This window comes from Gordonia mangrovi (assembly GCF_024734075.1).
In the GTDB taxonomy this organism is placed as follows: domain Bacteria; phylum Actinomycetota; class Actinomycetes; order Mycobacteriales; family Mycobacteriaceae; genus Gordonia; species Gordonia mangrovi.
This window is the reverse complement of record NZ_CP102850.1, coordinates 3,959,085-3,973,113: the sequence shown is the minus strand read 5'-3', so window position 1 is coordinate 3,973,113 and position 14,029 is coordinate 3,959,085. Positions and strand designations below refer to the sequence as shown.

The 14,029-nt window shown below is 67.8% G+C and carries 12 protein-coding genes; 7 read left to right on the top strand and 5 right to left on the bottom strand.

What is annotated here, in order from left to right; all coding sequences use genetic code 11:
* Positions 1-25: 25 nt before the first annotated feature.
* From rsmA to NWF22_RS18035, 4 genes are all read right to left on the bottom strand, one after another.
* On the bottom strand, positions 26-919 hold the full coding sequence (gene rsmA, locus NWF22_RS18050) for a 16S rRNA (adenine(1518)-N(6)/adenine(1519)-N(6))-dimethyltransferase RsmA (protein ID WP_160903072.1): 894 nt from the start codon (positions 917-919) through the stop codon (positions 26-28).
* Positions 883-2,004, bottom strand: a complete 1,122-nt coding sequence (locus NWF22_RS18045; RefSeq protein ID WP_233751274.1) for a resuscitation-promoting factor — start codon at positions 2,002-2,004, stop codon at positions 883-885. The genes rsmA and NWF22_RS18045 overlap by 37 nt, the downstream gene beginning before the upstream one ends.
* 141 nt (positions 2,005-2,145) lie before the next feature.
* Positions 2,146-3,063, bottom strand: a complete 918-nt coding sequence (locus NWF22_RS18040) for a TatD family hydrolase (protein WP_160903071.1) — start codon at positions 3,061-3,063, stop codon at positions 2,146-2,148.
* Positions 3,060-3,935 (bottom strand): PhzF family phenazine biosynthesis protein, encoded by an 876-nt coding sequence (locus tag NWF22_RS18035; RefSeq protein WP_160903070.1) that lies wholly within the window; start codon positions 3,933-3,935, stop codon positions 3,060-3,062. Before NWF22_RS18035 ends, NWF22_RS18040 begins: the two co-directional genes overlap by 4 nt.
* 193 nt (positions 3,936-4,128) lie before the next feature.
* On the opposite strand from NWF22_RS18035, the gene NWF22_RS18030 reads away from it, so the two are divergent.
* The 7 genes from NWF22_RS18030 to NWF22_RS18000 all read left to right on the top strand — a co-directional run bounded on the left by NWF22_RS18030 (position 4,129) and on the right by NWF22_RS18000 (position 13,228).
* Complete coding sequence (locus NWF22_RS18030) at positions 4,129-5,043, top strand: oxygenase MpaB family protein (protein ID WP_160903372.1); 915 nt, start codon at positions 4,129-4,131, stop codon at positions 5,041-5,043.
* Positions 5,044-5,232: 189 nt separating this feature from the next.
* Positions 5,233-5,934, top strand: a complete 702-nt coding sequence (locus tag NWF22_RS18025) for a GntR family transcriptional regulator (protein ID WP_160903069.1) — start codon at positions 5,233-5,235, stop codon at positions 5,932-5,934.
* 82 nt (positions 5,935-6,016) lie between these two features.
* The gene (locus tag NWF22_RS18020) at positions 6,017-6,727 is read left to right on the top strand and encodes an HAD family hydrolase (protein ID WP_160903068.1); all 711 of its coding nucleotides are present in this window, start codon (positions 6,017-6,019) and stop codon (positions 6,725-6,727) included.
* Positions 6,728-6,738: 11 nt separating this feature from the next.
* Positions 6,739-9,078 (top strand): glycoside hydrolase family 65 protein, encoded by a 2,340-nt coding sequence (locus tag NWF22_RS18015; protein ID WP_160903371.1) that lies wholly within the window; start codon positions 6,739-6,741, stop codon positions 9,076-9,078.
* Between the two features lie 74 nt (positions 9,079-9,152).
* Positions 9,153-10,730: a methionine--tRNA ligase gene (metG, locus tag NWF22_RS18010; protein ID WP_160903067.1), complete on the top strand. Its 1,578-nt coding sequence runs from the start codon at positions 9,153-9,155 to the stop codon at positions 10,728-10,730.
* Entirely contained in the window at positions 10,727-11,899 is a 1,173-nt protein-coding gene (locus tag NWF22_RS18005; protein ID WP_160903066.1) for an aminodeoxychorismate synthase component I, read from the top strand. The genes metG and NWF22_RS18005 overlap by 4 nt, the downstream gene beginning before the upstream one ends.
* A 120-nt stretch (positions 11,900-12,019) precedes the next feature.
* On the top strand, positions 12,020-13,228 hold the full coding sequence (locus NWF22_RS18000) for a GAF domain-containing protein (protein ID WP_202398764.1): 1,209 nt from the start codon (positions 12,020-12,022) through the stop codon (positions 13,226-13,228).
* Here the strand turns inward: NWF22_RS18000 and rsmI are convergent.
* Entirely contained in the window at positions 13,128-14,027 is a 900-nt protein-coding gene (gene rsmI / locus NWF22_RS17995) for a 16S rRNA (cytidine(1402)-2'-O)-methyltransferase (protein WP_160903065.1), read from the bottom strand. The two genes, NWF22_RS18000 and rsmI, sit on opposite strands and share 101 nt — an antisense overlap.
* Positions 14,028-14,029 lie beyond the last annotated feature (2 nt).

Here is a 14,029-nt window from a genome sequence, read left to right as displayed (position 1 = left end):
ACGGGTCGCGCACCGCAAGCGTCGATCAGGACGCCGCCACCGCTGCCAGCCGGACGAAATCGTCGATGTGCAGACGTTCGCCGCGGACGCCGGGATCGATACCCGCGGCCCGCAACCGTCGCTCGGCCTCGGCCGGGCTGCCCGCCCAGCCGGCCAGCGCCGAACGCATGGTCTTGCGGCGTTGGGCGAACGCCGCGTCGATCACCGTGAACACGTCGCGACGCACCGCCGGGTCGTCGGGAAATGTTGCCGTACGGTCGACCCTGACGAGGCCGGATTCGACCTTGGGCTCGGGCCAGAAGACGTTGCGCCCGACGGCCCCGGCACGACGGACCGTGCCGAAGTAGCGCGCCTTGACACTCGGCACACCGTAGACCCGGCCACCCGGTTCGGCGGCGAGACGGTCGGCCACCTCCGCCTGCACCATCACCAGCGCTGTTGCGATGGTGGGACATTCGGCGAGCAGATGAAGCAGCACCGGAACGGCGACGTTGTAGGGCAGGTTCGCGACCAGCGCGGTCGGCGAGCCCGGGAGGTCGGCGCCGGTGACCGCCATCGCATCCGCGGTGAGAACCGCGAAGCGATCTGCCTGCGCCGGCGCGAACTCGTCGATGGTGGCGGGCAGACGGGTGGCCAGGACGGGATCGATCTCCACCGCGATCACCCGTCCCGCCGCTCCGAGCAGCGCCAGGGTCAACGATCCCAGTCCGGGGCCCACTTCGAGGACCGTGTCGTCGGCGCCCACGCCGGAGGTGGCGACGATGCGCCGCACCGTATTGGCGTCATGGACGAAGTTCTGCCCCAACGTCTTGGTGGGTCGCACACCGAGTTCAGCGGCCAGTGCGCGGATCTGGGCGGGCCCCAGGAGACGTGGTGAGTCGCTCAGCGCAGTCCCAGCCTCGACGAGCAGGACGGCCATGCGCCCCAACCCTGGGCGGCCTGGGTCTTCTTCGCGATGGCGATCTGTTCCTCGCGGGTGGCGAGGTCGGCGCGCGGCGCATACTCGGTGCCGCCCCACCGCTCCCAGGTGTTCTGGTCGAACTGCACGCCCCCGTAGAAGCCGTTGCCGGTGTTGATCGCCCAGTTGCCGGTGGCCTCACATTGCGCCAGCGCGTCCCAGACCGATCCCGGCGGGACGAACGGTGCACCGGGTTTGGTGCCGATGCGGACCGTGGCGGCCAGTGGTTCGGTGAGCACTACGGAGTCCAGCTTCTCCCGCTTGACGACCTTGCCGTTGACCGTGGTGACCGCATAGGTGACCTTGGCCTCGCCCGGCTTGCCCGGATTCACCACGACCTTGCGGTCGCGGACCAGGTTGGGATCCTCTTTCTCGATCTCCGGTGGGGCGACGTCTTCGGTGACCGTCGAGTCCACGGTGCGGATCCGCGTCACCGCGATCTTCATGTTCTCGGTGACCGGGGTGTCGGCGGCGGGCACCACCTCGTCGTCACCGGAGAGCGGCTTGCCGGTCTCGGTCAGCAGGTCACCCACCGTCTTGGCCGCGACGACCGGCCGGAATGTCGTCACGCCGTCGGTGAGTCGCACCTGTTTGGGCGTGGTGACGTCCACCACGGCGCCGTCGACCGGCAGGGAATTCCCGCTCGGGAAGTTGGTCTCGGTGGCGGTGTCGGTGAGGCCGTGCTCGCTGAGCAGACCGTGCAGGTCGGCAGCGGTCGTCTCGACCATCTGCCGTTGGCCGTCGACGTCGAGGGCCACTTCCTTGAGCCTGTTGAACGTGATGGTCTGGCCGTCACCGACCCCGGCGTCGAGCGGCGGGGAGACGTGGTCGCCGGCATCCGGGTCGAACCCCTGCGAACGCAGCACCGAATCGACCGACATCGACATGGTCGAGACGTTGCGCACCTGGCCGTCGACGTTGAGCTCGACGTCCTTGTGCATGGCGATGCCCATGACGCCGCCTGCGGTCAGGGTCGTCAGCACAGCGCCGACGGCTACCCGCGCACGGGTGGACTTCGAGTTGTTGATGTGGGCGAGAACAGACAAGAGGGAACATCCTGGTCGGGGACAATTGCGTCCGCACTGCGCTCATCAGCGACCCCGAAACCCCCGGACGGCACAGCCCTCTCTGGCCGGAATCGCTGCCCCCAGGCAGCGGGATCACAATACGATAACGAACAGGCGTGATTACTGCAAAGGCAACCGGTAGACGCGGCGCGCGTTGTCGCCGAGGATGCGCGCCATCGTCGCGTCATCGACGCCCCGGACCTCCGCCAGCGCGCGGGCCGTGTACGGCAGGCAATAGGACTGATTCGGCTGGCCACGATAGGGATGCGGAGTCAGGAACGGTGCGTCGGTCTCCACCAGGATCTGCTCGTCGGGCACCAGTTCGGCGGCGAACCGCAGTTCGGCGGCGTTGGCGAAACTGACCGTGCCGGCGAAACTGAGCACATAGCCGCGTTCGACACATTCCTGTGCAACGGTTCGGTCACCGGAGAAGCAGTGCATGATCACGGTGTCCGGCGCACCCTCGGCGGCGAGGACGGCCAGCAGGTCGTCGTCGGCCTCGCGGTTGTGGATCATCAGCGGCTTGCCGATCCGCTTGGCCAGGTCGATATGCCAGCGGAATGCCTCCGCCTGAACCGCGGGGGTGGCACAGCTGTCCGAGCGGCTCGGCCAGTAGTGGTCCAACCCGGTCTCCCCCACGGCGACGACCCTCGGGTCGGCGACCATCTGCTCGAGTTCGGACTTCGCGGCGTCGTCGAGTTCGGCGGCATGGGTCGGGTGCAATGCGACCGCGGCGAAGGCCCGGTGGTCCCAGCGACTGGCCTCGAGTGCCCAGCGCGCATCGATCATGTCGTCGGCGACCGTGACCACCTGACCGACACCCGCGCGTTCGGCGCGATCGAGGATCGCGCGCACCGTATCCGGGTCCCGTCCACCGCAGGCGGCCAGATGGGTGTGCGCGTCGACCAGCCCCGGCAGCGGCGTCGGCTCCGGCGGCGGCTCTTTGCGACGACGTTTGCGCGCGGCCTTGTTGCTCTCCGAGGTCGAGGTGTCCTGGCTGTCGGCACCCGACCCGACGATCCCGGCTGTCTCGCTCACAGCACCACTGTGCCAGCGATGACGGTGGTCGCCACACCGCCCACCCAGATGTCGGTGCCGTCGTCGGCGACGTGCACGCGACCGGATCGACCCAGTGCGCCACCCTGCGCAGCGACGTAGGCGGCGGGTGCACGACCGTCCTGCCGCAGCCAGACGGCCAGACCCGCATTCAGACTCCCGGTCACCGGGTCCTCGGCGATTCCGTACCCGGGAGCGAAGGCGCGGACCTCGAACAGCACGCCGGGCTCACCGGGCAAGCCACCGGAATACGGGCCGATCAATCCCACCTCGTGCATGCCCAGCGCCGCCATGTCGGGCTCCACCTCCAGCACCCGATCGCCCGAGGCGAGCAGCAACGCCATCCAATCCGGACCGTTGGCCACCCATTCGGCGGCGACGACCTCGGCACGGTCCAGGCCGAGCGCGTCGGCCACCGACTGCACCGTCTCCTCGTCGACCGGGCCCGAGCGGACTCGTGGCGGAGCCGCGAACGACAGCCGGCCCCGCTCGGTCCGGATGGGCACGAGCCCGACGCCACATTCCTGCACGATGCGGCCCCCGTCCGTCGACCCCCCGTCCGTCGACCCCCCGCCCGCCGATCCCCCGGCCTCCAACCAGGCATGGGCCGAACCGAGGGTGGGATGGCCGGCAAACGGTAGTTCCCCGGCAGGGGTGAAGATGCGCAGGCGGTAGTCGGCCGCGGGATCGTCCGACGGCAGCACGAACGTCGTCTCCGAGAGGTTCGTCCAGCGCGCGAACGATGCCATCTCGTCGTCGGTGATCCCGTCCGCGTCGAGCACAACCGCAACCGGGTTGCCACCCACGGGCACACCCGAGAAGACATCCACCTGAGCAAAGCGTCGGGTCGTCATCGCTCCATCCTCTCCATCCGGGGTCACCCGTCCAATCGAATTTCTCCGGCCGAGGCACCATTCCGCGCGGTTTCAGGTTTCATATATGAAACCTGGTGCGATACCGTGCTCAGTGCGCGACACAGATCACAGTCACGTTCGGGGTGGCTGTGCCAGAAATCGAGTGCGCAACGAAGAACAGGGGGGCCGCATCATGGCCGGGCGATACCTAGCGTCAATCGAGGAGACCACACCGGAGCTGACGAACGCACAGACCCGGATCACGATCCCCGCGCGCAGACAGCGCGTGGCCACCAGCCGCAAGCCGGCCCGGATTCAGGAGGCGATCGACTTCTGGGCCTTCGCCGGCGCCGCGGCCAATGTGGTCATGCAGCTGGGGTGGCCGGAGGTGGCCTACGGCGTGATGGAGAGCAAGGTCGAATCCGGATCGCTGATGAAGCACCCATGGAAACGCGCACGCACCACCGCGCAGTATCTGACCGTGGCGATTCTGGGCAACGACGAGGAGAAGGCGGCCTTCCGGGAGGCGGTCAACGCCGCCCATCGGCATGTCCGCTCCGACGACAAGAGCCCGGTCAAGTACAACGCGTTCGATCGCGAACTCCAGATGTGGGTCGCCGCTTGCCTGTTCGTGGGCATCGAGGACACCCATCAGCTGCTGCACGGGATCATGGGTCCCGCAGATGCCGAGGAGTTCTATCAGTCTGCCAAGACATTGGGCACCACACTGCAGGTGCCCGACGACATGTGGCCGGCAACCCGCGTCGAGTTCGATCGCTACTGGAATGTTGCCGCCGGCCGTGTCGCCATCGACGAGACCACCAAGGCGTTCCTCAACGACCTGGTCGACCTGCGCATGATCAGTCCGGCGCTGCGGGTTCCGTTCGCACCGCTGCTGCGTTTCCTGACGATCGGGACCCTGCCGCCGCTGTTCCGCGAGCAGTTGGGACTCGAGTGGACCAAACGAGATCAGCGGCGGTTCAACCGTCTGTTCGCGTCGGTCTCCACGGCCAACCGGGCACTGCCCAAACCGATCCGATTCGGCGGGAACCGCCTGCTGATGCGCGACCTGCGCTTCCGCATGAAGCACGACTGGTCGCTGGTCTGACCAGGGTCGCCTCGCGGGATCGTCGTGTCGCAGCGCCCACGATCCCCACGCTCGCGCCGGAAAACGTACCGTTGACGGTGAGCCCCATCACTGTCGCCGGCGAGGGGCGCAACGGCGATGCACGACAGCAGCATCACGAGTGAAAGAGAAGTTCGTGGATCACGATCACCGCGACGGGGAGCAGACGGCATGAGTCGCATGTCGCTGCGCCGCACGCAGCTCACCGACGAGGTGGCCGATCACCTGCGCAACCGCATCATGACCGGCAACCTGCGGCCCGGTGAGTACATCCGGCTCGATGACACCGCGTCGGCGCTCGGCTGCAGTGTCACCCCGGTGCGTGAGGCGCTGGTGACGCTGCGCGGTGAGGGTCTGGTCCGATCGTCACCGCATCGCGGTTTCATCGTCGAACCACTCAATCGTGGCGACATCACCGACATCTTCTGGATCCAGGCCGAACTCTCCGCACGGCTGGCCTGCCATGCCGTGGACAACCCCGACCTCGGCATCCATCTGGCCGAGATGCAGACCATCGTCGACCAGCTCGAGCTGGCGGTGGATGCGGGTGACGATGCGCAAGTACTCAATCGGGAGTACGCGTTCCATCGTCAGGTCAATCTCGCCGCCAACAGCAAGAAGCTCGCCTGGTTCGTCTTCTCCGCCAGCAAGTACAACCCCTACGACCTGTACGCCCGGGACTCCGAGTGGGGCCGTGAGGCGGTCGCCAGTCATCGACGCCTGATCGGCTATCTGCGCTCCGGGGATTCGCGCGCGATCCGCGACGAGATCCACACGCAGTTCGCCGACGCCCGAGATCGACTGGTGCAGCGGCTCGAGTCGATCGGATTCTGGGACGACGCGGCCGCGGACACCGCTGCCTCGTCGGCGTGAGCCGACGCCGGCACCACAGGTCGGCGGCGAATACCCGCGCATGGCGCGCGGAGTACCCGCTCGGGCGGGTAGCGTTCGGGGAGTGTTGGGTTTGCCAGAAAGCACCTCGGTCGCACTGTTCGATCTCGACGGTGTGCTGACGTCCACAGCGGTCCTTCATCGCAACGCCTGGAAGCAGGCGTTCGATGCCTTCCTCTCCGAACGGGATCCCGAGAACTGGGTACCGTTCACCGAGCAGGACTATCTCGACCACGTCGACGGCCGACCCCGTGACGACGGCGTGCGCGCGTTCCTGCATTCACGGCAGATCGACGATGTCGACGAGGAGACCGTCGCCGCGATCGGGACCGGCAAGAACGCCGAGTTCGTGTCGACCCTGGAGACCAACGGTGTCGATCCCTACCCCGGTTCGGTGCGCTACCTCGAAGCAGCGCGGGCTGCCGGCCTGCGGATCGCCGTGGTGACGTCGTCGAAGAACGGAGCAGCAGTGTTGGATGCCGCCGACCTGACGAAGTTCGTGGAGGTGAGAGTGGACGGACTCGACATCGTCGCGAAAGGACTGCGCGGTAAGCCGGCTCCCGATTCCTTCCTGCTCGGTGCCGAACTCATGGGCGTGACACCCGACAAGGCCGTGGTGTTCGAGGATGCGATCTCCGGGGTGGAGGCGGCGGTGGCCGGCAAGTTCGGCTATGTCGTCGCGATCGACCGGGTGGGCGGCGGCCAGGCCGCGGCGATGCGCTCGGCCGGTGCCGATCGGGTCGTGAACGATCTCGACGAGTTGGTCTCCGCGTGAGCCCGGGCGCCATGGAGCACGGATTCGACGTCCACCCCTGGCAGCTGCGCTGGCGTGGTATCGACGTCGATGTGCTGGGCCGGACCGAAACGCTGTTCGCACTGTCCAACGGCCACATCGGCCTGCGCGGCACATTCGAGGAGGGCGAGCCGGTCGACCATCCGGGGACGTACCTGAACGGCTTCTATGAGTTGCGCGGTCTGCCGTATGCCGAAAGTGGCTACGGCTACCCGGAATCCGGGCAGACCGTGGTGAACGTGACCGACGGCAAGATCATCCGACTGCTCGTCGAGGACGAGCCGATGGATCTGCGCTACGGCCGCACCGTCGAGCACGAACGCACCCTGGATTTCCGGACCGGTACGCTGCGTCGCCATACGTTGTGGACGTCGCCGACCGGTCGCACCGTACGGATTCGCTCCGAGCGGCTCGTCTCCTTCACCAAGCGGACCATCGCGGCCATCCACTATGAGGTGGAACCGGTCGACGAGGACATGAAGTTGGTGCTGCAGTCAGATCTGCTCGCCAACGAGCCGGTGCCGGCGCCCGGCAACGACCCCCGCCTCGCTGCCGCGCTGGAGTCGCCGTTGATCTCCGATCTCTCGGCCTGCCGCAACTACTGGGGCATGCTGGTGCATCACACCAAGCAGTCCGGTCTACACATCGCTGCCGGGATGGATCACGAGATCGACTTCCCGGACCGGGCCGACGCCTTCATCCGCGCCGACGACGACCTGGCACGTCTGACCGTTGCCGCCAACGTTCCGCAGGGCACCAAACTGTCGCTGACCAAGTACATGGGATACGGCTGGTCGGCGCGTCGATCGGTCCCGGCGCTGCGCGCACAGGTCGACGCGGCTTTGGCGATGGCGATGGAAACCGGTTGGGAGGCGCTGAAAGCCGACCAGATCGAATACCTCGAGGACTTCTGGCGAGACGCCGATGTGGAGCTCGACGGCGACCCCGAACTGCAGCAGGCGGTGCGGTTCGCGCTCTTCCACGTGCTGCAGGCGGGTGCGCGTGGTCAGTCCCGCGCGATCCCGGCCAAGGGACTGTCCGGCCCCGGCTACGACGGCCACACTTTCTGGGACACCGAGAGTTTCATCTTGCCGATGCTGACCTACACGGTGCCCGCGGCGGCCGGCGAGGAGCTGCGCTGGCGACACTCGACGATGGACAAGGCCAAGAGCCGCGCCGCCGAACTCGGACAGCGCGGCGCGATGTTCCCCTGGCGTTCGATCAACGGCGACGAGTGCTCCGGGTATTGGCCGGCCGGCACCGCCGGTGTGCATGTGAGTGCCGACATCGCCAACGCGACGGCCCGGTACCTGCGCGCCACCGACGACGAACAGTTCGAGACCGAATGCGGCGTCGAACTGCTCGTGGAGACCGCCCGCCTCTTCGCCGGCCTCGGGCATCACGACGTGAACGGCAAGTTCCGCATCGACGGGGTCACCGGCCCGGATGAGTACACCGCCGTCGTCAACAACAATGTGTTCACCAATCTCGCTGCGCAGCAAAATCTTCGAGATGCAGTCGCAGCGGTGCACCGTCGACCCGATCTCGCTCGCGAGTTCGGTGTCACCGACGCCGAGGCCGCGCACTGGGAGTCCTGCGCCGATGACATGTCGATCCCGTTCGACGAGGCTCTTGGCGTGCATCAGCAGTGCGAGTCGTTCACATTGCTGGGGGCGTGGGATTTCGAGGCGTCTGTCGGGCGCTATCCGCTCCTGTTGAATTACCCGTACTACGACCTCTATCGCAAGCAGGTGGTCAAGCAGGCCGACCTGGTGTTCGCGATGTACAGCTTCGGGTCGGCGTTCACCCCCGAGCAGAAGGTGCGCAACTTCGACTACTACTACCCGCTGACCGTGCGGGATTCGTCGTTGTCGGCGTGTTGTGAGGCGGTGGTCGCGGCCGAGGTCGGCTACCTCGATCTGTCGTATGACCTGATGTGCGAATCGGTGTTCACCGACCTGCACGACCTCCACAGCAACGTCTCGAGCGGACTGCACATCGCGGCGCTCGCCGGCGCGTGGACCGACTGTGTCGCCGGGTTCGGTGGTATGCGCGACTTCGGCGGCAACATCACCTTCGCGCCGCGGCTGCCGAGCCGTCTCACCTACCTCTCCTTCCGGATGGCGGTCGGCGATTCCAAGTTCGTCGTCGCGGTGGATCGCGACAGCGCCACCTACCGGTTGCTGTCGGGACCTCCGATCGACCTCGCCCACCACGGGGACAAGTTCACCCTGCAGGAGCGTCATCCGGTCACCAAGGGCATCCCGGAACTGGTCAAGCGCGAGCCGCCGAAGGCCCCGCCGGGCTGCGAACCGTATCGTCGTAACGAGTGAGCCCGCATCGCCCGTACCGTCGATGACGGGACGGGCGATGCGCGGGGTCGGCCACCAAGTATTCTGACGACACCATGACCGACCCGACCCGCACCGAATCCGCTGATCACGCCTCCCACGGCGCCGGCCGCCCGTACTACATCACCACGGCCATCGCCTATCCCAACGGCGTCCCGCACATCGGCCACGCCTACGAGTACATCTCGGCCGATGCCCTGGCCCGGTTCAAGCGCCTCGACGGCTTCGACGTCCGTTTTCTCACCGGCACCGACGTCCACGGCCAGAAGATGCAGCAGACCGCAGTCGCCGAGGGGATCGCCACCGCAGAGCTCGCCGACCGGAACTCCGATCGGTTCCAAGCCTTGCAGGAGCGACTCGGATCGAGTTTCGACCGCTTCATCCGCACCTCCGACGCCGACCACAAGCGGGCCTCGGAGGCCATTTGGCAGCGCATGACCGACGCGGGCGACATCTACCTCGACACCTACTCCGGGTGGTATGACATCCGCGACGAGTTGTTCTACAGCGACGCCGACACGACGGTTGCCGCCGATGGCAGCCGGGTCGCCACCGACAACGGACACCTCCTGACCTGGACCGAGGAACAGACCTACTTCTTCCGACTGTCGGCATATCAGGACAAGCTGCTCGATCTGTTCGCGACCAACCCGGAGTTCCTCGGACCCGAGGTCCGCCGCAACGAGATCGTCAGCTTCATCAAGGGCGGGCTGACCGATCTGTCCATCTCCCGCACCACCTTCGACTGGGGTGTGCCGGTGCCGGGACATCCCGAGCACGTGATGTACGTCTGGGTCGACGCACTCACCAACTACCTGACCGGTGTCGGATTCCCCGACGACATGGCGGCGTTCAACCGGTACTGGCCTGCCGACCTCCACGTCATCGGCAAGGACATCATCCGGTTCCATTGTGTGTATTGGCCGGCGTTCCTGATGAGCGCCGGGATCGACCTGCCCAAACGTGTGTTCGCCCATGGTTTCCTGTTCAACCGCGGCGAGAAGATGAGCAAATCCGTCGGCAACGTGGTGGACCCGGATGTGTTGATCGACGAGTTCGGGCTCGACCCGGTCCGCTACTTCTTTCTGCGCGAGTTCTCCTATGGCCAGGACGGCTCGTACTCGACCGAGGCGATCATCAGCCGGATCAACGCCGACCTCGCCAACGAGTTCGGCAATCTGGCCCAGCGCACGCTGTCGATGATCGGCAAATACTTCGACGGCGCGGTACCCGCCCCGGGCGCACGCACCGACGAGGACGTGGCGCTGCTGGACCGCGTCTCCCAGTTGCTCCCCCGGGTCCGCGACCATTTCGACGCGCAGGCCATTCACCTGGGTATCGAGGCGCTGTGGTCGGCGTTGGCCGAGACCAATCGCTACATCTCCGCACAGGAGCCGTGGAAGCTCGCCAAAACCGATCTCGAACGCACCGCGACCGTCCTCTATGTGTGCGCGGAAGTGGTCCGGGTGGTGGCGCTGCTCGCCCAACCGGTGATGCCGACCTCCACCGCGCGCATGCTCGATCTGCTCGCCGTCGATCCCGATCGGCGGCAGTTCACCGCGATCGACGAGCAGCTCGTGGCAGGAACGGCTCTGCCCAAGCCGGCGCCGGTCTTCCCCCGTCACGAGGCGTGACGACCCCGGCGCTCGACGTCCTGCGTGCGCTGCACGCGCACACCCGCGCGGCCGGGATGCCGCCGCCGGCCGCGCTGATCGGCGACTGGTGGGACGCCGATGCCGTCATCGCGCCGTCGGTCCGGCTGCGGCCGGGATTCGCCCCACCGGACGATCCGGACCGATTCTGGTTCGGCTACCTCGGATTCCCGGTGGGTGCCACCGAGTCGGCATTGCCCCCGGCCGTGGGCGGGATGACCGACGAGATCCTGATCCTGCGTGACGGTCGGTGGACCCACCACCACGTCGACGGGGCCGCATGTGCCCCCTGGGTCGCCGCCACACTGACCGCCCGCGCATCAACCGCCGCCGGCACCTGGACGGCACAGTGGCAGCAACCGACACCCGAACCCCACCTGGCCGCCATCGACGAGTGTCTCGAGGCGATCCGGGCCGGCGAGGTCTACCAGGCGTGTGTGTGCACCCGCTTCACCGGCGTCGTCAGCGGCGAACCGCTCGAGTTGTTCGGTGACATCACCGCAGCCACCCTCCCCGCGAAAGCCGCTTTCCTGCAGGGCACGTGGGGGACCGTGGCGAGCTTCTCACCGGAGTCCTTCCTCCGCCGTACCGGCCATCTCGTCACGTCATCCCCCATCAAGGGAACCCGCCCGGCGTCGGCCGACCCGGAATCGCTGGCGCGCTCGGCGAAAGACGTCGCGGAGAACGTGATGATCGTCGACCTGGTCCGCAACGATCTCGGCCGGCTGGCCCGCACCGGATCGGTCCGCGTCGCCGACCTGCTGTCGGTGGTGGCGGCACCCGGGGTGTGGCATCTGGTCTCCCGGGTCGAGGCACTCGTCGATCCCGGGGTCGGCAACACCGAGTTGTTGCGGGCGACCTTCCCGCCGGCATCGGTCACCGGTACCCCCAAGCTGCGGGCCATGGAGTTGATCGCCGGCTGGGAAACCGATCCGCGCGGGGTCTACTGCGGCGCCGTCGGGATGGCCGGGCCGGGCCACGCGCTCGATCTCAACGTCGCCATCAGAACCGTGGCCGTGACTCCCGACGGGTCTGCCACCCTCGGCGTCGGAGGCGGGATCACCATCGATTCCGACCCGCACCGGGAATGGCAGGAATGTCTGGACAAGGCTGCCAGCATCGTCGGTGATGTCGACCGCCGATCCGGCTGACCGACGCTGCTGGGGTAATATTCGAACATGCGGGGTTCCATACTTCCCAGTACGGGAGGTGCGGGGTCGGCTCGCAGTCGGGGTGATGAATCAACGATCGAGGTCACTGCCGAACTGCCGGTGCCGACCGAACGTACCGAGGTGGTCGCGTCCTGGGGGCGCGCGAATGCGGCCGGCGCGCGGGCGGATCGGCACGCGCCCGTCCATCTCGCGGCGTCCGACGTCGACAGCCGACAGGCGACCAGCCCGCTGGCCGGTGGTGCCGCACGGCTGCAGCGGATCTTCGTCGACAGCATCGACGACGCCGAGTTGATGATGGGCGTGTTCGACGCCGAAGGGGTTCTGCTGTGGCGCGGCGGAACCCAGCGATGGCTCAGTGTCGCCGACACCCTCGAGTTGGTGGAGGGCAGCCGCTGGGACGAGCGGTCCACCGCCACCACCGCGGTCTCGCTGGTGATGGCCGAGCACCGCGCGACCCGGGTGGTCGGTACCGAGCACTACAACCACGCGTTGCAGTCGCTGTACTGCGCGGCCGCCCCGATGCACGATCCCCGGACCGGCGCGTTGTCCGGGATCGTCGGGCTCGCCGGACCTGCCGATGCCGTCCAGCCGTCGTCGACGGCGTTCGCGACGAGTCTGGCCGCTCTGGCCGAACACGAGATCGCTGCCGCGCACGCGCGATCCCTGGCGGACCTGCGCCGGACAGCGGGGGCCCGCCTCGCCGGGGTGCGCGGACCCGCCCTGCTGGTGGACCGCGACGGCTGGGTCGCCGACAGTCGGGGGTGTACCGCGCCGTCCGCTGTCGCGGTGCCCGCCGAAGACGCCCCCCAGTTCGTCCCGGGCATCGGTAGTTGTGTCGCACAAGCGGTCGGCACCGGCTGGCTGCTGCGCCGCGTCGGTCCGGCCAGCCCGATCGTGGCCTCACTCGACCTGCGCGGCGAACCGTCGTTGACCGTCGACGGCGACGGGGACGAGTGGCGCACGGTGCTGACCCGGCGCCACGCGCAGATACTGCTCCTACTCGCCGAGGCCGCCGATTCCGGGCTGACGTCGGCTCGGCTCAGTCGCCTGATCTTCGGCGACACCGGTCATGTGGTGACGGTGCGCGCCGAGATGTCGCGGTTGCGGCGCGCGGTGGGCGCCCTCATCACCAGCCGGCCCTATCGGCTCGCCGCCGGGGTCACCCTCCATGTCGCGACCGAGGATCCGAGCACCGACACCCGCGGCGTCATCGATCCCGCTCCTGCCGACGCCGCTCCAGTACCGCTTGATACACCTCACGTCGGGAAACACCGCCGCCCTGCGTCACCTGCGCACATGCATCCTTGAGTCGCATGCCGCCCTCGACGAGCCGCTCCACCTCGTCGACGAGATCCGCGGCGTCGGTCTTCCGGGCGACGGCACCCTCGACGACCACGGTGATCTCGCCACGCACGCCGTCGGCGGCCCAGCCGGCGAGTTCTGCCAGAGTGCCGCGGCGGATCTCCTCGTAGGTCTTGGTGAGTTCCCGGCACACCGCGGCCCGACGGTCCGGCCCCAGCACCTCGACGGCGTCGGCCAGCGTGTCGGCGAGCCGATGCGGTGACTCGAAGAAGACAGTGGTGCGGGGTTGGTCGGTCAATCCGGCCAGCCAGTCCCGTCGGGCCCCGGGACGTCGGGGCGCGAAACCGTCGAAGCAGAACCGCTCCGACGGCAACGCCGACACCGCCAACGCGGTCGTGACCGCCGACGGGCCCGGAAGGCAGGTGACCCGCAGCCCCGCCTCGGCGCATGCGGCGACGATCCGATAACCCGGATCACTGACCGAGGGCATGCCGGCATCGGTGATCAGCAGTACCGTCGAGCCGCCGCGGACGGCCTCGGCCAGTGCGGGCGTACGGGAGGCCTCCACCTGGTCGTAGTAGCTCACCAGCTTCCCGCCGATCACCACCTCCAGCGCGGCGGCCAGTGCACGCGCGCGGCGGGTGTCCTCCGCGGCGACGATGTCGGCACTGGCAAGTGCTGCGCGTAGGCGCGGCGAGGCGTCGTCGACCTGCCCCATCGGGGTCGCCGCCAGCAGCAGGCAGCCCACGCCGTCGTCGTCGACGTGCGGTGTGGGTGCGCCGGCGGAGTGTGGTGCTGCATTCATCA

Excerpts from the sequence above, each read along its gene's own strand:
- NWF22_RS18015 (WP_160903371.1), top strand. The coding sequence starts at position 6,739 with ATGGAGCACGGATTCGACGTCCACCCCTGGCAGCTGCGCTGGCGTGGT.
- rsmI (WP_160903065.1), bottom strand. The coding sequence starts at position 14,027 with ATGAATGCAGCACCACACTCCGCCGGCGCACCCACACCGCACGTCGAC.
- NWF22_RS18030 (WP_160903372.1), top strand. The coding sequence starts at position 4,129 with ATGGCCGGGCGATACCTAGCGTCAATCGAGGAGACCACACCGGAGCTG.
- NWF22_RS18025 (WP_160903069.1), top strand. The coding sequence starts at position 5,233 with ATGAGTCGCATGTCGCTGCGCCGCACGCAGCTCACCGACGAGGTGGCC.
- rsmA (WP_160903072.1), bottom strand. The coding sequence starts at position 919 with ATGGCCGTCCTGCTCGTCGAGGCTGGGACTGCGCTGAGCGACTCACCA.
- metG (WP_160903067.1), top strand. The coding sequence starts at position 9,153 with ATGACCGACCCGACCCGCACCGAATCCGCTGATCACGCCTCCCACGGC.
- NWF22_RS18035 (WP_160903070.1), bottom strand. The coding sequence starts at position 3,935 with ATGACGACCCGACGCTTTGCTCAGGTGGATGTCTTCTCGGGTGTGCCC.